The organism is Escherichia sp. MOD1-EC4550 (genome assembly GCF_963876935.1).
Taxonomy (GTDB): domain Bacteria; phylum Pseudomonadota; class Gammaproteobacteria; order Enterobacterales; family Enterobacteriaceae; genus Escherichia; species Escherichia coli_F.
The window spans coordinates 45006-61619 of sequence record NZ_CAWNSE010000052.1 but is presented as its reverse complement, the minus strand read 5'-3'; the positions used below and the strand labels follow the sequence as shown (position 1 = coordinate 61619).

The following is a 16614-nucleotide window of genomic DNA, read 5'->3' as shown; positions in this document are numbered from 1 at the left end:
GCTTGCAGAATATTCACCTCATTCTGACAGGGAAATTCATCCTGTCAGAATGAAGGGATGGATAAAATAAAAGCAAATGCCCGCGATTTAAGACGCAACCTCACCCCGCAGGAGCGAAAGTTCTGGCGATATCTTCGCAGCCGACGTTTTGCTGATTTCAAATTTCGCCGTCAACATCCGGTGGGGAATTACATTCTCGATTTTGCCTGTTGCTCTGCACGTTTAGCGGTAGAGCTTGATGGTGGGCAACATGATTCAGCTATCGCGTATGATACCAGGCGCACGCGCTGGCTTGAGTCCCAGGGCTGGACCGTGCTGCGTTTCTGGAATAACGAGATCGATCATAATGAAGAGGCGGTTCTGGGGGAGATTCTGCAGGAACTGAGCCGCCGGTCACCCTCACCCCAACCCTCTCCCTGAAAGGGCGAGGGGGCTGTATGTGCCTGTTTGTTGCTGGGGTGACAACGCGCACAATCGGTCCCCTCGCCCCTCTGGGGAGAGGGTTAGGGTGAGGGGAAAAGCGCCCACCCTGCCCGCGCCCTGCTCCGGTCAGACCTGCCAACTATAGCCACTCACACCCAGGTTGATTATAATAACCGTTTATCTGTTCGTACTGTTTATTCAAACGACGAATCGCCTGATTTTCAGGCAACAACAAGCATCAACAATAAGGATTAAAGCTATGGGTTTTCTTTCCGGTAAGCGCATTCTGGTAACCGGTGTTGCCAGCAAACTGTCCATCGCCTACGGTATCGCTCAGGCGATGCACCGCGAAGGAGCTGAACTGGCATTCACCTACCAGAACGACAAACTGAAAGGCCGCGTAGAAGAATTTGCCGCTCAATTGGGTTCTGACATCGTTCTGCAGTGCGATGTTGCCGAAGATGCCAGCATCGACACCATGTTCGCTGAACTGGGGAAAGTTTGGCCGAAATTTGACGGTTTCGTACACTCTATTGGTTTTGCACCTGGCGATCAGCTGGATGGTGACTATGTTAACGCCGTCACCCGTGAAGGCTTCAAAATTGCCCACGACATCAGCTCCTACAGCTTCGTTGCAATGGCAAAAGCTTGCCGCTCCATGCTGAATCCGGGTTCTGCCCTGCTGACCCTTTCCTACCTTGGCGCTGAGCGCGCTATCCCGAACTACAACGTTATGGGTCTGGCAAAAGCGTCTCTGGAAGCGAACGTGCGCTATATGGCGAACGCGATGGGTCCGGAAGGTGTGCGTGTTAACGCCATCTCTGCTGGTCCGATCCGTACTCTGGCGGCTTCCGGTATCAAAGATTTCCGCAAAATGCTGGCTCATTGCGAAGCCGTTACCCCGATTCGCCGTACCGTTACTATTGAAGATGTGGGTAACTCTGCGGCATTCCTGTGCTCCGATCTCTCTGCCGGTATCTCCGGTGAAGTGGTCCACGTTGACGGCGGTTTCAGCATCGCTGCAATGAACGAACTCGAACTGAAATAATCGTTCTGTTGGTCAAGATGGGCGGCGTTCTGCCGCCCGTTATCTCTGTTATACCTTTCTGATATTTGTTATCGCCGATCCGTCTTTCTCCCCTTCCCGCCTTGCGTCAGGATAACGATTTCCTTTACGACCAAGGAGCGCCCATGGAACAACGCCACATCACCGGCAAAAGCCACTGGTATCATGAAACGCAATCCAGTACTGCGGAGAATGACGTTCTGCCTCTGGTCCCGGAAGCCGCAAAGGTTCGCGATCCCTTTCTGCTCGACGTGATCCTTGATGAAGAAACGCTGGCCCCCTTCCTTTCATGGATGGTCCCGGCGCGCATTCTTGCAGCGGAGTTGTTCCCTGACCAGCTTACTGTGACCCGTTCACAGACCTTCACCGCTTATGAACGTTTGTCGACGGCCCTGACGGTTGCTCAGGTTTGCGGCGTCCAGCGGTTGTGCAACTACTATTCGGCGCGACTTACACCGCTCCCCGGACCTGATTCCTCCAGGGAAAGCAATCATCGGTTGGCACAAATCACGCAATATGCCCGCCAACTGGCCAGCTCGCCTTCTATTATCGACAACCGATCGCGCCAACATCTGAATGACGTCGGTCTTACTGCCTGGGACTGTGTGATAATCAACCAAATAATTGGTTTTATTGGCTTTCAGGCGCGGACAATTGCGACATTTCAGGCTTATCTCGGGCATTCGGTACGCTGGTTACCCGGTCTGGAGATACAAAACTACGCCGACGCGTCACTGTTTGCTGATGAATCAATACGCTGGCGAAGCAGCTATGAGGTGGAAAAACTACCTGAAGAGCACACAAAAAGTTCTAATGCAGAACTTTGCCAACTGACCGAAACACTCTCTCTCCACCCTATTTCACTTTCCCTTCTCGAAAAGTTGTTAAACAGCACACGGGTCAATACACAGCCGGATAATAAGCTTGCGGCGTTGTTATGCGCGCGTATTAATGGCAGTCCTGCTTGTTTTGCTGCCTGTATGAATTCATCAAATGAATATAAAAAAATCAGCCCCCTTCTGCGCAAGGGCGAAAATGAAATTAACCAATGGGCTGACCGTGATTCTGTTGAGCGCGCTACCGTTCAGGCGATACAATGGCTGACCCGAGCACCCGATCGCTTTAGCGCCGCCCAGTTCAGCCCATTACTCGAACACGAAAAATCATCAACGCAGATTATTAATCTGCTGGTATGGAGCGGGCTGTGTGGCTGGATAAATCGCTTAAAAATCGCGTTGGGTGAGACATATTAACCTTGCTGCGTCAGACAGATTCGCGTAAAACTGTCAGCCGCTCTAATGGCCACCAAAATAGACAATTATGTTTCAGGACAACCCGCTGCTAGCGCAGCTTAAACAGCAACTGCATTCCCAGACGCCACGCGCTGAAGGGGTGGTAAAAGCCACAGAAAAAGGCTTTGGCTTCCTGGAAGTCGACGCGCAAAAAAGTTATTTCATTCCGCCGCCGCAGATGAAAAAAGTCATGCATGGCGACCGAATTATCGCAGTGATCCACAGTGAAAAAGATCGTGAATCCGCAGAGCCAGAAGAACTGGTTGAACCGTTTCTGACTCGTTTCGTGGGTAAAGTTCAGGGCAAAAATGACCGTCTGGCCATCGTTCCTGATCATCCACTCTTAAAAGACGCCATTCCTTGCCGCGCAGCCCGTGGCCTGAACCACGAGTTTAAAGAAGGCGACTGGGCGGTTGCCGAAATGCGCCGTCATCCGCTGAAAGGCGATCGTTCTTTCTATGCTGAACTAACACAATACATCACTTTTGGTGACGACCACTTTGTACCGTGGTGGGTTACCCTGGCGCGCCATAACCTGGAAAAAGAAGCACCAGACGGCGTCGCTACCGAAATGCTCGATGAAGGTCTGGTTCGTGAAGATCTGACAGCGCTGGATTTTGTCACCATCGACAGTGCCAGCACAGAAGATATGGATGATGCCCTTTTCGCTAAGGCGTTGCCGGATGACAAACTTCAGCTGATTGTGGCGATTGCCGATCCAACCGCGTGGATTGCTGAAGGCAGCAAGCTGGACAAAGCCGCGAAAATTCGCGCATTCACCAACTATCTGCCTGGCTTCAACATCCCTATGCTGCCTCGCGAGCTTTCTGACGATCTCTGCTCACTGCGCGCCAATGAAGTCCGCCCGGTACTGGCATGCCGCATGACGCTCTCCGCTGATGGCACCATTGAAGATAATATCGAATTCTTTGCCGCCACCATCGAATCCAAAGCGAAGCTGGTGTATGACCAGGTCTCTGACTGGCTGGAAAATACCGGTGACTGGCAGCCTGAAAGTGAAGCAATTGCCGAACAAGTCCGTTTGTTAGCGCAAATTTGCCAACGCCGTGGCGAGTGGCGTAATAACCACGCACTGGTATTTAAAGATCGCCCGGATTACCGCTTTATTCTCGGTGAAAAAGGTGAAGTGCTGGATATCGTCGCCGAGCCTCGTCGCATTGCCAATCGTATCGTCGAAGAAGCGATGATTGCCGCTAACATTTGTGCGGCCCGCGTACTGCGCGATAAGCTCGGTTTTGGCATCTATAACGTGCATATGGGCTTTGATCCGGCGAATGCCGACGCGCTGGCGGCGTTGCTGAAAACCCACGGTCTGCATGTCGATGCCGAAGAAGTGCTCACGCTGGACGGTTTCTGCAAACTGCGTCGTGAACTGGATGCGCAACCAACTGGTTTCCTCGACAGCCGCATTCGTCGCTTCCAGTCATTTGCTGAAATTAGCACTGAACCCGGTCCTCACTTTGGCCTCGGTCTGGAAGCATACGCCACCTGGACTTCGCCAATCCGTAAATATGGCGACATGATCAACCACCGTCTGCTGAAAGCGGTTATCAAAGGCGAAACTGCGACGCGCCCGCAGGATGAAATCACTGTCCAAATGGCCGAGCGTCGCCGTCTCAACCGAATGGCAGAACGTGATGTTGGCGACTGGTTATACGCGCGCTTCCTGAAAGACAAAGCCGGGACTGACACCCGTTTCGCGGCGGAAATTGTCGATATCAGCCGTGGCGGCATGCGTGTGCGTTTGGTTGATAACGGCGCTATCGCCTTTATTCCAGCACCTTTCTTACACGCTGTGCGCGATGAACTGGTTTGCAGCCAGGAAAACGGCACTGTACAAATTAAAGGTGAAACGGCTTACAAAGTGACCGACGTTATTGACGTCACCATTGCCGAAGTCCGCATGGAAACCCGCAGCATTATTGCACGCCCGGTCGCGTAATCTCCTTTCACGGCCCATTCCTCATGAATGGGCCGTTTATTTCCCCGCTCCACCTTCGCCATATCCCGGCAGATTTTTAACTGACTTTCGTTTGAAAACTGGCGTTTTTCCAAAACTGGATTACAAATAAATAGATAAAAAAAACAATGCGTTTAGCCGCCGTTAATTTCATGTAAGTCATGTTGTTCCTTTTATTTAACCGCGGACTCCGCTGTTAACCGGAGGATATGCATCATGAAAACCGTTAGGGAGTCCACAACGTTGTACAACTTTCTCGGATCGCACAATCCATACTGGCGGTTGACGGAAAGCAGCGATGTTTTGCGCTTTTCTACCACCGAAACCACAGAACCTGAACGTACGTTGCAGTTATCTGCCGAACAGGCTGCTCGCATCAGGGAAATGACGGTCATCACTTCCAGCCTGATGATGAGTCTGACCGTCGATGAAAGCGATCTTTCTGTGCATCTGGTAGGACGAAAAATCAATAAACGGGAATGGGCTGGCAACGCGTCGGCATGGCATGACACACCGGCGGTTGCTCGTGATTTATCACACGGGCTTTCCTTTGCTGAGCAGGTAGTTTCTGAAGCACATTCCGCAATAGTGATTCTCGACAGTCGGGGGAATATCCAACGCTTCAATCGGTTATGTGAAGATTACACAGGGTTGAAAGAACACGACGTCATTGGGCAAAGCGTGTTTAAACTGTTTATGAGCCGACGTGAAGCTGCGGCATCCAGGCGCAATAACCGTGTATTTTTTCGAAGCGGCAATGCATATGAAGTCGAACTGTGGATACCAACACGTAAAGGCCAGCGGCTGTTTCTGTTTCGCAATAAATTTGTCCACAGCGGCAGTGGCAAGAACGAGATTTTTTTAATCTGTTCCGGCACCGACATTACCGAAGAGCGCCGCGCTCAGGAGCGACTGCGTATTCTGGCAAATACCGACAGTATCACCGGACTGCCGAATCGTAACGCAATGCAGGAGTTAATCGATCACGCCATTAATCAGGCAGATAACAATAAAGTTGGGGTTGTGTATCTTGATTTGGATAATTTTAAAAAGGTCAACGACGCTTATGGGCATTTGTTTGGTGACCAGCTATTACGCGAAGTGTCATTGGCCATTTTAAGCTGTCTCGAACATGATCAGGTGTTGGCGCGTCCAGGTGGCGATGAGTTTCTGGTACTGGCATCCAATACCTCACAAAGCGCGCTGGAAGCAATGGCATCACGAATTTTGACCCGCTTACGACTCCCCTTCCGCATTGGTTTAATTGAAGTTTATACCAGCTGTTCAGTGGGTATTTCACTCTCTCCCGAACATGGTTCGGACAGCGCGGCTATTATTCGTCACGCCGACACAGCAATGTACACAGCGAAGGAAGGCGGACGAGGACAATTTTGCGTTTTTACCCCAGAAATGAATCAGCGGGTATTTGAATATCTCTGGCTGGATACCAACTTGCGTAAAGCACTGGAAAACGATCAGTTGGTTATTCACTATCAACCGAAAATCACCTGGCGTGGCGAAGTACGCAGTCTGGAAGCTTTAGTACGTTGGCAGTCACCTGAACGTGGGTTGATTCCACCGTTGGACTTTATTTCCTACGCCGAAGAGTCAGGGCTAATTGTGCCTTTAGGCCGTTGGGTGATTCTCGATGTCGTACGCCAGGTGGCGAAGTGGCGGGATAAAGGCATTAACCTGCGAGTGGCGGTAAACATTTCTGCACGTCAGCTCGCCGATCAAACCATTTTCACCGCCCTGAAACAGGTTCTCCAGGAACTCAATTTTGAATACTGCCCTATTGATGTTGAACTGACGGAGAGCTGCCTGATTGAGAATGATGAACTGGCACTGTCTGTTATTCAACAATTTAGCCAACTAGGTGCGCAAGTGCATCTGGACGATTTTGGTACCGGCTACTCTTCACTTTCGCAACTGGCGCGCTTTCCGATCGATGCGATTAAACTTGACCAGGTTTTTGTTCGAGATATTCACAAACAACCTGTATCGCAGTCGCTGGTCCGGGCGATCGTCGCTGTGGCCCAGGCATTGAATCTTCAGGTGATCGCTGAAGGAGTGGAGAGTAAAAAGGAAGATGCTTTTTTAACCAAGAACGGGATCAATGAGCGGCAAGGATTTTTGTTTGCCAAACCGATGCCCGCCGTCGCCTTCGAACGCTGGTATAAACGCTATCTGAAGCGCTCATAAGCAGATGAATATATATACTTAGCGATATATTCCGTCATTATATATCGTATTCCCGGATGATAATTAGCCGTTGCCGTTAAACACTTCTCTTTTAGCGGCAATTTTTGCATTATTCATTTTCCCCCTTTTGCTAAAAGGATGTCCTTGATGTCTGAATTTGATGCCCAGCGCGTTGCCGAACGTATTGATATTGTGTTAGATATCCTTGTGGCAGGCGATTACCACTCTGCGATCCATAATCTCGAGATACTTAAAGCAGAACTCTTGCGCCAGGTTGCTGAATCTACGCCAGACATCCCGAAGGCACCGTGGGAGATTTAACAATCGTGCCTTCAGGTTTTCCTATTTGAGGATGCCCGGCGCGTCAGTATTTTTTTATTAAGTATTATAACGTTATAAGAATTACAGCGATGAATTCCCGACAACAAACTATTCTACAGATGGTCATTGACCAGGGTCAGGTTAGCGTAACCGATCTGGCAAAAGCCACTGGAGTTTCTGAAGTTACCATTCGCCAGGATCTCAACACCCTCGAAAAACTGAGTTACCTCCGCCGTGCACATGGTTTTGCAGTTTCGCTTGATAGTGATGACGTCGAAACCCGTATGATGAGCAACTATACACTGAAGCGTGAACTCGCCGAGTTTGCCGCGTCACTGGTTCAACCGGGCGAAACCATCTTTATCGAAAATGGCAGCAGCAATGCCCTGCTCGCCCGGACTCTGGGCGAGCAGAAGAAAAATGTCACGATCATCACGGTCAGCAGCTACATCGCGCATTTGCTGAAAGACGCGCCTTGTGAAGTCATTTTGCTCGGTGGCGTGTACCAGAAAAAAAGCGAAAGTATGGTTGGTCCTTTGACACGCCAGTGCATCCAACAGGTGCATTTCAGCAAGGCATTTATTGGTATTGATGGCTGGCAGCCTGAAACTGGGTTTACCGGTCGCGATATGATGCGTACCGATGTGGTCAATGCCGTGCTGGAAAAAGAGTGCGAAGCGATAGTCCTGACTGACAGTTCGAAATTTGGTGCTGTACATTCATACTCCATCGGCCCCGTTGAGCGATTCAATCGCGTGATTACCGATTCGAAAATACGCGCCAGCGATCTGATGCATCTTGAGCACAGTAAACTCACCGTTCACGTCGTTGACATTTAACCATTTCCCTTCTCTACGGATGATTTGCTGTTTTGCAAATCATCCGCTCTAAGATGATTCCTGGTTGATAATTAAGACTATTTACCTGTTATTAACACTCTCAAGATATAAAATTATTATCAGCGATATAACAGGAAGTCATTATCACCTGCGTGATATAACCCTGCGCGCGAGCGGATTTCACGGAATAATTTCACCAGGCTTATTCTTAGCTATTATAGTTATAGAGAGCTTACTTCCGTGAATCATAAATTCAGGAGAGAGTATTATGTTTGTAACGAGCAAAAAAATGACCGCGGCTGTTCTGGCAATTACCCTGGCAATGTCTCTGAGTGCCTGTTCTAACTGGTCTAAACGAGACCGTAACACCGCAATTGGCGCGGGCGCAGGTGCATTAGGCGGTGCAGTACTGACCGATGGCAGTACGCTGGGTACATTAGGTGGTGCAGCCGTCGGTGGTGTTATTGGTCACCAGGTCGGTAAATAATCGTAAATAAATGTCGATTATCGACTCGCAATTATAATACGCTTGATTCTGTTCAGTACGAAATAACTGAATAATACACACAGTAAAATATTCTAAAGCCACGGATATATCCGTGGCTTTTTATGTTAACCGCCGGCGAGTTTTACCTTCATCCCTTTCGCTTCAAGCAGTGATTTTAATAAATCGCGCTTATCACCCTGGATTTCAATAATTCCATCTTTAACTGCCCCGCCGCAGCCGCATTTTTTCTTCAGTTCCGCTGCCAGTTTTGTCAGTTCGGCATCATCGAGATCGACACCGGTAATCAAGCAAACGCCCTTACCTTTACGTCCACTAGTCTGACGCTGAATACGCACCACACCGTCGCCTTTAGGGCGTACAGGGGCCGCTTTTGGCTCATCAATACGTCCGGTTTCCGTTGAGTAGACCAGACGGCTGTTGGAATCACTCATCATGCACTCCGCTGTAAAGAGGCGTTGATCGCTTTCAGCGTTTGCGCTGGATCTACCGATTGCGTTACCGGGCGACCAATCACCATATAATCAACACCAGCCGCCAACGCCTGTTCTGGCGTCATAATGCGGCGCTGGTCACCAGCTTCACTCCCCTGCGGACGAATGCCCGGCGTAACCAGTTTGAACTCCTGACCGAATACCTGTTTAAAGCGCACAGCTTCCTGAGCAGAACACACCACACCATCAAGGCCACATTTTTGCGTCAGTGCCGCCAGACGTTCTGCATAATCTGCAGGTGACAGCGTCACGCCAAGATCGGCCAGGTCGCTGGCTTCCATGCTCGTCAACACCGTCACAGCAATCAAAAGCGGTGCATCTTTGCCAAACGGGACGAGTGCCTCACGCGCTGCGGTCATCATACGCACCCCACCGGAGGCGTGAACATTCACCATCCACACGCCTAAGTCAGCTGCAGCAGCGACAGCGTGCGCTGCAGTGTTGGGAATATCGTGAAATTTCAGGTCGAGGAAGATATCAAAACCACGCTGTTGAAGTTCGCGTACAAATTGAGGTCCAAACAGCGTAAACATCTCTTTGCCGACTTTCAGACGACAATCGCGTGGGTCGATCTTGTCGACAAAGGCCAGCGCGGCATCACGATTATGATAATCAAGGGCAACAACCACAGGAGAATTCGTAACAGCGCGGGAAGAAGATGAAGCAGTTAACGTCATGACCAGACCTTCTTGATGATGGGCACCGGAAGTGGCGCGAAACAGGTAAACGGCGAGCATTCTACCCGTGGAAATAAAAAATTAACAGTTGCGATTTCTCCCCTGGCAGGCTTTTCTGCGCCCGAGTTACCGGAGCACAATGGAACATCAATAATTAGTATGTTGTAACTAAAGTCGGATTTTTTTAAAAATTACAGGCCATCAAGACCGCGAATCGGTTTAATGGTTGACCAGGCCCGACAAGATGGACAATGCCAGTAGAGGGTGTATGCGGTAAAACCACATTTCTGGCAGCGATAACGAGGCTTACTACGCACCTTCTCGCCAACCATGTCACGCAGCACCATCAGACTCTCTTTGGCACGCCCTTCTTCCGCTTCATTTAAGTGGTAATCCATTAGCTTATGGAACACACGCATGGTCGGATGACGCTGAAGCTGACGCGTAATATAGACCTGTGCGGCCTCACTACCGTCGCGCGCTTCGATGATGTCCGCAAGCATTAGTTCAGCATCGGCACCGGTGTTCTCTTCCACCGCGCGCTGCAGGAACTCTGCCCATTCGGCAGTTTTACCCAACTGCTGGTAGCAGGTTTGCAGCATTTCCAGCGTTTCGCTGACCAGTTCTCTGTCCTGGGATATCACGCGTTGCAAACTTTCGACGGCTTTGGCGTATTCTCCTTTCGCCATAAATACGCGCCCCATCATGATGGATACGCGGGCGCTGTTTTTATCTGCCGCCGCACCTTTTTTTAACAAGGCCATGGCACGATCGAGATCGTCGCTGGCCATATGCTGTAGGGCTATCTCGCAGTAGAAATGAGCAATTTCGACGCGCTGCTTATCTTTACCCAGCTTCACCAGGCGTTCGGCAACATCAATTGCTTTCTGCCACTCGCTGGTAGCCTGATAGATTTGTAGCAACTGTTGCAGCGCGCCAATGCGGAAGTCAGTTTCATCGGTCAGTTGATTGAACATGTCTTCCGCGCGGTCGTATAACCCGGCGGCCATGTAATCACGCCCCAGTTGTTGAATCGCCAACAGACGCTGTTCATAGGTCAGCGAGGCGCTTTCCATTAGGGTCTGATGGATGCGAATAGCGCGATCAACTTCGCCACGCGAACGGAACAGGTTTCCGAGCGTAAGGTGGGCTTCAACGGTACCCGTATCCTCTTTAAGCATATCGAGAAACAGGTCTACCGCTTTATCCTGTTGATTACTAAGCAGAAAGTTAACCCCCGCTACGTAATCACGCGACAAGCGGTTGGCTTCATCTTGCTTGTTTTGTTGCGCACTTCTGCGGCCCATATACCAGCCATAGGCAGCGGCTACAGGCAAAAGCAGAAACAACAACTCCAGCATAGAAAGTTATTCCTTCGCCGCTGACGAATGCGGCGCTACAGCCACGTCAGTCGCGGGTGAAAGCTGGTTTTCCAGTCGCTTTATTTTACGTTCAGCGCGCGCCAGGGAAACACGAACTCGCAGCCAGAACAGGCCGCAAATCAGCCAACCGATAGCAAACCCCGCAGCAAACAATACCGCCAGCAATGTGGAAATACGGTACTCCCCTTGCGCTAACAGATAATTAAACGTCACCTGTTGATCGTTCTGCGCACCCAACGTGACCGAAATCACGAAGATCGCTAACACCAGTAAGAAAATGAGTAAATATTTCACATTACTTCCCGTTATGTGGTTAGAGCGAATAAATTATGGTCAACTTACCGCAATAGCCCTTTAAAGTACCATTTTCGCGCCGTCTGCGAAATGGCAACCACGCGCATTGTTGATGATTTAAGGGCTAAATTCGGAAAATCAACCAGCGTTAACTTTCTTGTTCTCGTTGCGCAATTTCGCGATTTTCTTCCGCAGGTGGTGTTAATGGCCCACAAATTCGTTGTGCAAGCCACGTTGCTATCGCCACCAGCGCCCACGAAATCAACGTAGCTACCACCAGATCGCGCGGCCAATGCATCCCGAGTAGCAGGCGGCTTCCCATGACTCCTGTTGCCCAGACCAGCAAGATAGCAATGGTTAACGTTCGCCGACGCGGCCACAGCAACCCAACGGCCAACAGCGCCCAACTGGCAGCAAACATCGTGTGACCCGAAGGAAAGGCAAACCCCGTCTCTTTCTGCCAGTGTGAACGCAAATATTGCGGGATATTTTTCTCTTCAGCCAACTGTTCTTTCACTATATTTCCGCGTTCTGCTCGCTTTAAAGTGTAGAACTCATCAACCGGAATATGATGTGTTTTTTCCAGCCAGATAACAAAAGGTCGTGGTTCCTGAACTTTGTCTTTGATCCAGGATTTAACACCTTGTCCCACAAGGATCGCCGCCGCCAGAATGGCAAATAACATAATGGCGGCCTTAATGCGAAAACGCAGACACCAGAGAAACCAGCCGAATAAAATCAGATGCGTGATGATACCCCAGGGTTGGGTAACGGTTTCAGTAACCCAAAAAGCCGCTTTTAACAGCCAACTTTGTTCTCCTGGTTGCCAACGCCAGCCAGAAATCCATACAGCTACTGGCATAACAAGCAATAGTGCAGCTCCCACTGCGGTACGTCTGGCAATTGAACGCATGGCCTCTCCTTTTTGATAAGTCCCACAATCATAACTGAAAATGCCAGTTCCGGGAAAAATTGACAGATTTGTGCCATTCCGTGAATGATCGACGCGTCGTGATTAGGTGAACCCCTTCTCGTTATGGCAAAATAAGCCAATACAGAACCAGCATTATCTGGAGAATTTCATGCAGCTTAAACGTGTGGCAGAAGCCAAACTGCCAACCCCATGGGGCGATTTCCTGATGGTGGGATTTGAAGAACTGGCAACCGGACACGATCATGTCGCGCTAGTCTATGGCGATATTTCCGGGCATACCCCGGTACTTGCGCGCGTCCATTCCGAATGTCTGACCGGTGACGCCCTGTTCAGCTTGCGCTGCGATTGTGGCTTCCAGCTCGAAGCGGCACTGACGCAAATTGCCGAAGAAGGCCGTGGTATTTTGCTGTATCACCGTCAGGAAGGTCGTAACATTGGTCTGCTGAATAAAATCCGCGCTTATGCACTGCAGGATCAAGGTTACGATACTGTAGAGGCTAACCACCAGTTAGGCTTCGCCGCTGATGAGCGCGACTTCACTCTTTGCGCTGATATGTTCAAACTCCTTGGCGTCAATGAAGTCCGCTTGTTAACCAACAACCCGAAAAAAGTCGAAATTCTGACCGAAGCAGGGATTAATATTGTTGAACGCGTACCGTTGATTGTAGGTCGTAACCCCAATAACGAACATTATCTCGATACCAAAGCCGAGAAAATGGGTCATTTGCTGAACAAATAACCCTCTTGCATTGTGTAATTCATTTGCTTGCCGGAAGCAAAATAACCGGCAAGCAAATACTCGTTACTTCAACATATTACGAATGACATAATGCAAAATGCCGTCGTTCTGGTAGTAGGTCAACTCCGTCGCGGTGTCGATACGACAACGGCAGGGTACGACTTCCTGGCTACCATCCGCGCGCGTAAACGTCACCGGAACCGTCGCACCGGGTTGTAGACTTTGCAGATCGACAATATCAATCTTCTCTTCCCCGATTAGCCCTAACGTTTTACGCGTCACGCCTTGCGGAAATTCCAGCGGCAGGATGCCCATGCCAATTAAATTCGAGCGGTGAATTCGTTCAAACGATTCGGCAATCACAACACGAATGCCAAGCAGACGCGGACCTTTTGCCGCCCAGTCACGGCTGGAGCCTGATCCATACTCTTTCCCGGCAATCACCGCCAGCGGCGTTTGTTCCTGCTTATAGCGCATCGCGGCATCATAAATAGAGATGACCTCGCTGTCAGGTAAATGCCGCGTCATCCCCCCTTCAACGCCAGGCACCATTTCATTACGGATGCGAATATTGGCGAAGGTGCCGCGCATCATCACTTCATGGTTACCACGCCGCGAACCGTAGGAGTTAAAGTCTTTGCGCTCAACACCCCGACCTTGTAGATATCGCCCCGCCGGGCTATCGGGCTTAATGCTGCCCGCCGGAGAAATGTGGTCAGTGGTAACCGAATCCCCCAGCATTGCGAGGATCCGCGCACCGTGAATATCTTCCACAGGTGCTGGTGTTGCCTGCATTTCATCAAAGAAAGGCGATAAGCGAATATAGGTTGAATCCTCCTGCCAACCGTAGGTATCGGATCGCGCAACGTTAATCTCTTTCCATTCCGCCGTGCCTTCAAAAACTTCTGCGTACTCTTTGCGGAACATTTCTGTGGAGACTTGTTCTACCGCACGGGCAATTTCTTGTGCCGATGGCCAGATATCTTTCAGATATACCGGATCGCCTTTACGATCGTGACCAATAGGCTCAGAAGCGAGGTTAATATTCATATTTCCCGCCAGCGCATAGGCAACCACCAGCGGCGGCGAGGCCAGCCAGTTAGTTTTAACCAGCGGATGGATACGGCCTTCAAAGTTACGGTTGCCGGACAGCACCGCACCGACGGTTAAATCGCCTTTTTTGATTGCCGTTTCGATAGGATCGGGCAATGGACCAGAGTTACCAATACAGGTGGTACAACCGTATCCCACAAGGTTAAATCCCAGTTCATCCAGATACGGTGTCAGTTTCGCTTTTGCCAGATAATCAGAAACGACTTTCGAGCCTGGTGCCAGCGACGCTTTGACCCACGGTTGCCGCTTGAGGCCCAGAGTTACAGCTTTTTTCGCCAGCAAACCAGCGGCCATCAGCACACTTGGGTTAGAGGTGTTGGTGCACGACGTTATCGCAGCAATGACCACCGCGCCATCAGGTAACTGATACTGATGTCCGTTCATAACATAATCGACCGGCTGGCGATCTTTATGCGTGGCATTTACTTCCAGTTCGTTACTGGCGGCAAATGCTTTTGGTACATCGGGCAGTGAAACGCGATCCTGTGGGCGTTTTGGCCCTGCCAGGCTCGCTTCAACGTCATTCATATCCAGTTCTAACGTACTGGTAAAAATCGGTTCATCGCCCGGGTTACGCCACATGCCCTGCGCTTTGGCATATTTTTCGACCAACTCGACCTGATCTTCGCTGCGCCCGCTTAAACGCATGTAATCGAGGGTGACAGCATCGATTGGGAAGAAGCCACAGGTGGCACCATATTCTGGCGACATATTGGCAATGGTGGCGCGATCCGCCAGCGGTAGTGAATCCAGCCCATCACCATAAAATTCGACGAATTTCCCCACCACGCCATGTTTGCGCAGCATTTGGGTAACGGTGAGAACCAGGTCTGTGGCGGTAATACCTTCACGTAATTTTCCGGTGAGTTTAAAGCCCACTACGTCCGGGATAAGCATGGAAACCGGCTGGCCTAACATTGCGGCTTCGGCTTCGATCCCACCAACGCCCCACCCCAGCACGCCAAGGCCGTTGATCATGGTGGTGTGCGAGTCAGTACCAACGAGTGTATCCGGATAGGCAATCCATTCACCGTCCTGCAATTCGCTCCACACTGCTTTGCCGAGATATTCGAGGTTAACCTGATGGCAAATGCCTGTGCCTGGCGGCACGACGCTAAAACGACTGAACGCCTGCTTTCCCCATTTCAGGAACACATAACGTTCGTGGTTGCGCTCCATTTCCAGGCGCACGTTTTCTTCAAATGCCTCATCATCACCAAAACGATCGACGGTCACCGAGTGGTCAATGACCAGGTCGACCGGTGAGAGCGGGTTAACCTTTGCAGTATCGCCGCCGAGGCGTTTAACCGCTTCGCGCATTGCCGCCAGATCAACAACGGCAGGTACGCCGGTAAAGTCCTGCATCAGCACCCTTGCCGGGCGGTAGGCAATTTCACGGTCAGCATGGGCATTTTTCAGCCATCCCACCAGCGCGTAGATATCCTCTTCGGTAACCGAGTTACCATCCTGCCAGCGCAGCAGGTTTTCGAGCAAAACTTTGAGTGACTTAGGCAGACGGGTGATATCGCCCAGTGATTTGGCAGCAAGCGGCAGGCTGTAGTAGTGGTAAGTTTTATCTTTGGCCTGCAACGTGTCCTTACTGGCTTCTCGTAGGGTTGACGACATAGCTCCTCCTTAATGACAGGGTTGCGAAGCCCTGATTCTCTTCAGGGTGAATATTAAAGATAACACAAACATTGCGTAACGATTTGATAACAACCCAAATTGATAAAAGAGGAGAAACCTTGTGGCAAAGCAAATGAAAACCCCGCCGCAGCGGGGTCAGGGATCAGTGAGTAATGATCCAGAGGAGTTCGGCCCAGAAGAGCATCGACAGAGAAAATGCGCCCATCCAGGACCAATATTTCATATTTGTGTTGATCATAGGCTACACCCTTAACGGTTATTACTTTGTGTTGAGATAACTTAACCTGTTATTGCTGCGGTGTATTAAAAGCCCTTTAATTCATTAAAAATGGGTAATAAGAATGATGATAATTATTGTTTCGGCTGATCATCTTCAGCAAACAGTTCTATAAAGGCTTGCTGCTGCGTTGTTAGTTGCCAGTCGTCTGGAATAACGACGGAACATTCCCGTTTCGTTACTGGTTCATTGTCACTATGCTGACATAATGGTGACGACTCCAGTTGCTCCTGACCGACCATAGTTATCCCCACACTTTCCAAATCAGCAGTACGACAACCACCCAGAAAAGTGCAGAACCAAGAAATACCGCTAGCCAGGCTTTGCGTTTTAATTCAGGGTCCCGGCGGGGTTCCTGATTTCCAGAAGGCATTGCTAACCTCATATAATCGCCATCACTTATCAGCAAGACGTTGAACGATTGGTGT

The 16614-nt window shown here is 50.2% G+C and carries 20 protein-coding genes; 9 read left to right on the top strand and 11 right to left on the bottom strand.

The features are described from left to right. The first annotated feature begins 57 nt into the window (after positions 1-57). From AACU19_RS21490 to rnb, 4 genes are all read left to right on the top strand, one after another. Entirely contained in the window at positions 58-420 is a 363-nt protein-coding gene (locus AACU19_RS21490) for a DUF559 domain-containing protein (protein ID WP_000357889.1), read from the top strand. Positions 421-682: 262 nt separating this feature from the next. Then, the gene (gene fabI / locus AACU19_RS21485; protein WP_000506490.1) at positions 683-1471 is read left to right on the top strand and encodes an enoyl-ACP reductase FabI; all 789 of its coding nucleotides are present in this window, start codon (positions 683-685) and stop codon (positions 1469-1471) included. A 143-nt stretch (positions 1472-1614) separates the two neighbouring features. Further along, entirely contained in the window at positions 1615-2742 is a 1128-nt protein-coding gene (locus tag AACU19_RS21480; RefSeq protein WP_024212193.1) for a carboxymuconolactone decarboxylase family protein, read from the top strand. A 67-nt stretch (positions 2743-2809) separates the two neighbouring features. After that, the gene (rnb, locus tag AACU19_RS21475) at positions 2810-4744 is read left to right on the top strand and encodes an exoribonuclease II (RefSeq protein WP_039020815.1); all 1935 of its coding nucleotides are present in this window, start codon (positions 2810-2812) and stop codon (positions 4742-4744) included. Positions 4745-4820: 76 nt separating this feature from the next. Here the strand turns inward: rnb and AACU19_RS21470 are convergent, their stop codons facing one another. Continuing rightward, positions 4821-4925 (bottom strand): hypothetical protein, encoded by a 105-nt coding sequence (locus tag AACU19_RS21470; protein ID WP_000221855.1) that lies wholly within the window; start codon positions 4923-4925, stop codon positions 4821-4823. A 53-nt stretch (positions 4926-4978) separates the two neighbouring features. Between AACU19_RS21470 and pdeR the strand changes: the two genes are divergently transcribed. Beyond that, on the top strand, positions 4979-6964 hold the full coding sequence (pdeR, locus tag AACU19_RS21465) for a cyclic di-GMP phosphodiesterase (protein ID WP_000859969.1): 1986 nt from the start codon (positions 4979-4981) through the stop codon (positions 6962-6964). Here pdeR and ymiD read toward each other — a convergent pair. Then, positions 6946-7074 (bottom strand): protein YmiD, encoded by a 129-nt coding sequence (gene ymiD / locus AACU19_RS21460; RefSeq protein ID WP_241957769.1) that lies wholly within the window; start codon positions 7072-7074, stop codon positions 6946-6948. The genes pdeR and ymiD overlap by 19 nt on opposite strands. Positions 7075-7111: 37 nt before the next feature. Between ymiD and AACU19_RS21455 the strand changes: the two genes are divergently transcribed. The 3 genes from AACU19_RS21455 to osmB all read left to right on the top strand — a co-directional run bounded on the left by AACU19_RS21455 (position 7112) and on the right by osmB (position 8611). Further along, positions 7112-7285: a YciZ family protein gene (locus tag AACU19_RS21455; RefSeq protein WP_001288368.1), complete on the top strand. Its 174-nt coding sequence runs from the start codon at positions 7112-7114 to the stop codon at positions 7283-7285. A gap of 89 nt (positions 7286-7374) precedes the next feature. Continuing rightward, positions 7375-8124, top strand: coding sequence for a DNA-binding transcriptional regulator YciT (gene yciT / locus AACU19_RS21450; protein ID WP_001088621.1), 750 nt, complete (start codon positions 7375-7377; stop codon positions 8122-8124). A 268-nt stretch (positions 8125-8392) separates the two neighbouring features. Further along, a complete protein-coding gene (gene osmB / locus AACU19_RS21445) occupies positions 8393-8611 on the top strand; it encodes an osmotically-inducible lipoprotein OsmB (RefSeq protein WP_000498253.1) in 219 nt (72 codons plus the stop codon). Positions 8612-8736: 125 nt separating this feature from the next. Here osmB and yciH read toward each other — a convergent pair whose 3' ends face one another. The 5 genes from yciH to pgpB form a co-directional block, all read right to left on the bottom strand. Continuing rightward, positions 8737-9063, bottom strand: coding sequence for a stress response translation initiation inhibitor YciH (yciH, locus tag AACU19_RS21440; RefSeq protein ID WP_001353236.1), 327 nt, complete (start codon positions 9061-9063; stop codon positions 8737-8739). Further along, positions 9063-9800, bottom strand: a complete 738-nt coding sequence (gene pyrF / locus AACU19_RS21435; protein WP_024218644.1) for an orotidine-5'-phosphate decarboxylase — start codon at positions 9798-9800, stop codon at positions 9063-9065. The genes yciH and pyrF overlap by 1 nt, the downstream gene beginning before the upstream one ends. 191 nt (positions 9801-9991) lie before the next feature. Then, the gene (gene lapB, locus AACU19_RS21430; protein ID WP_000891336.1) at positions 9992-11161 is read right to left on the bottom strand and encodes a lipopolysaccharide assembly protein LapB; all 1170 of its coding nucleotides are present in this window, start codon (positions 11159-11161) and stop codon (positions 9992-9994) included. A 6-nt stretch (positions 11162-11167) separates the two neighbouring features. Then, a complete protein-coding gene (gene lapA, locus AACU19_RS21425; RefSeq protein ID WP_000876284.1) occupies positions 11168-11476 on the bottom strand; it encodes a lipopolysaccharide assembly protein LapA in 309 nt (102 codons plus the stop codon). Between the two features lie 148 nt (positions 11477-11624). Beyond that, a complete protein-coding gene (pgpB, locus tag AACU19_RS21420) occupies positions 11625-12389 on the bottom strand; it encodes a phosphatidylglycerophosphatase B (protein ID WP_001256529.1) in 765 nt (254 codons plus the stop codon). Positions 12390-12558: 169 nt separating this feature from the next. On the opposite strand from pgpB, the gene ribA reads away from it, so the two are divergent. Further along, positions 12559-13149, top strand: coding sequence for a GTP cyclohydrolase II (gene ribA, locus AACU19_RS21415; RefSeq protein WP_001176295.1), 591 nt, complete (start codon positions 12559-12561; stop codon positions 13147-13149). A gap of 63 nt (positions 13150-13212) precedes the next feature. On the opposite strand, the gene acnA is transcribed toward ribA, so the two are convergent. The 4 genes from acnA to AACU19_RS21395 form a co-directional block, all read right to left on the bottom strand. Then, complete coding sequence (gene acnA / locus AACU19_RS21410) at positions 13213-15888, bottom strand: aconitate hydratase AcnA (protein WP_105278509.1); 2676 nt, start codon at positions 15886-15888, stop codon at positions 13213-13215. 163 nt (positions 15889-16051) lie between these two features. After that, entirely contained in the window at positions 16052-16147 is a 96-nt protein-coding gene (gene ymiC, locus AACU19_RS21405; RefSeq protein ID WP_001310756.1) for a small membrane protein YmiC, read from the bottom strand. A 113-nt stretch (positions 16148-16260) separates the two neighbouring features. Further along, positions 16261-16428, bottom strand: coding sequence for a protein YciX (gene yciX / locus AACU19_RS21400; RefSeq protein WP_001353237.1), 168 nt, complete (start codon positions 16426-16428; stop codon positions 16261-16263). A gap of 2 nt (positions 16429-16430) precedes the next feature. After that, positions 16431-16571 (bottom strand): YmiA family putative membrane protein, encoded by a 141-nt coding sequence (locus AACU19_RS21395; protein ID WP_241957768.1) that lies wholly within the window; start codon positions 16569-16571, stop codon positions 16431-16433. Between the last annotated feature and the right edge of the window lie 43 nt (positions 16572-16614).

What these genes read in the sequence shown, in the direction of transcription:
- AACU19_RS21470 (WP_000221855.1), bottom strand. Translation starts at nt 4,925, where the DNA reads ATGACTTACATGAAATTAACGGCGGCTAAACGCATTGTTTTTTTTATC.
- fabI (WP_000506490.1), top strand. Translation starts at nt 683, where the DNA reads ATGGGTTTTCTTTCCGGTAAGCGCATTCTGGTAACCGGTGTTGCCAGC.
- AACU19_RS21395 (WP_241957768.1), bottom strand. Translation starts at nt 16,571, where the DNA reads ATGAGGTTAGCAATGCCTTCTGGAAATCAGGAACCCCGCCGGGACCCT.
- AACU19_RS21480 (WP_024212193.1), top strand. Translation starts at nt 1,615, where the DNA reads ATGGAACAACGCCACATCACCGGCAAAAGCCACTGGTATCATGAAACG.
- lapB (WP_000891336.1), bottom strand. Translation starts at nt 11,161, where the DNA reads ATGCTGGAGTTGTTGTTTCTGCTTTTGCCTGTAGCCGCTGCCTATGGC.
- osmB (WP_000498253.1), top strand. Translation starts at nt 8,393, where the DNA reads ATGTTTGTAACGAGCAAAAAAATGACCGCGGCTGTTCTGGCAATTACC.
- yciH (WP_001353236.1), bottom strand. Translation starts at nt 9,063, where the DNA reads ATGAGTGATTCCAACAGCCGTCTGGTCTACTCAACGGAAACCGGACGT.
- pyrF (WP_024218644.1), bottom strand. Translation starts at nt 9,800, where the DNA reads ATGACGTTAACTGCTTCATCTTCTTCCCGCGCTGTTACGAATTCTCCT.
- AACU19_RS21490 (WP_000357889.1), top strand. Translation starts at nt 58, where the DNA reads ATGGATAAAATAAAAGCAAATGCCCGCGATTTAAGACGCAACCTCACC.
- AACU19_RS21455 (WP_001288368.1), top strand. Translation starts at nt 7,112, where the DNA reads ATGTCTGAATTTGATGCCCAGCGCGTTGCCGAACGTATTGATATTGTG.
- yciT (WP_001088621.1), top strand. Translation starts at nt 7,375, where the DNA reads ATGAATTCCCGACAACAAACTATTCTACAGATGGTCATTGACCAGGGT.
- pdeR (WP_000859969.1), top strand. Translation starts at nt 4,979, where the DNA reads ATGAAAACCGTTAGGGAGTCCACAACGTTGTACAACTTTCTCGGATCG.
- ymiC (WP_001310756.1), bottom strand. Translation starts at nt 16,147, where the DNA reads ATGATCAACACAAATATGAAATATTGGTCCTGGATGGGCGCATTTTCT.
- yciX (WP_001353237.1), bottom strand. Translation starts at nt 16,428, where the DNA reads ATGGTCGGTCAGGAGCAACTGGAGTCGTCACCATTATGTCAGCATAGT.
- rnb (WP_039020815.1), top strand. Translation starts at nt 2,810, where the DNA reads ATGTTTCAGGACAACCCGCTGCTAGCGCAGCTTAAACAGCAACTGCAT.
- ribA (WP_001176295.1), top strand. Translation starts at nt 12,559, where the DNA reads ATGCAGCTTAAACGTGTGGCAGAAGCCAAACTGCCAACCCCATGGGGC.
- ymiD (WP_241957769.1), bottom strand. Translation starts at nt 7,074, where the DNA reads ATGCAAAAATTGCCGCTAAAAGAGAAGTGTTTAACGGCAACGGCTAAT.
- acnA (WP_105278509.1), bottom strand. Translation starts at nt 15,888, where the DNA reads ATGTCGTCAACCCTACGAGAAGCCAGTAAGGACACGTTGCAGGCCAAA.
- pgpB (WP_001256529.1), bottom strand. Translation starts at nt 12,389, where the DNA reads ATGCGTTCAATTGCCAGACGTACCGCAGTGGGAGCTGCACTATTGCTT.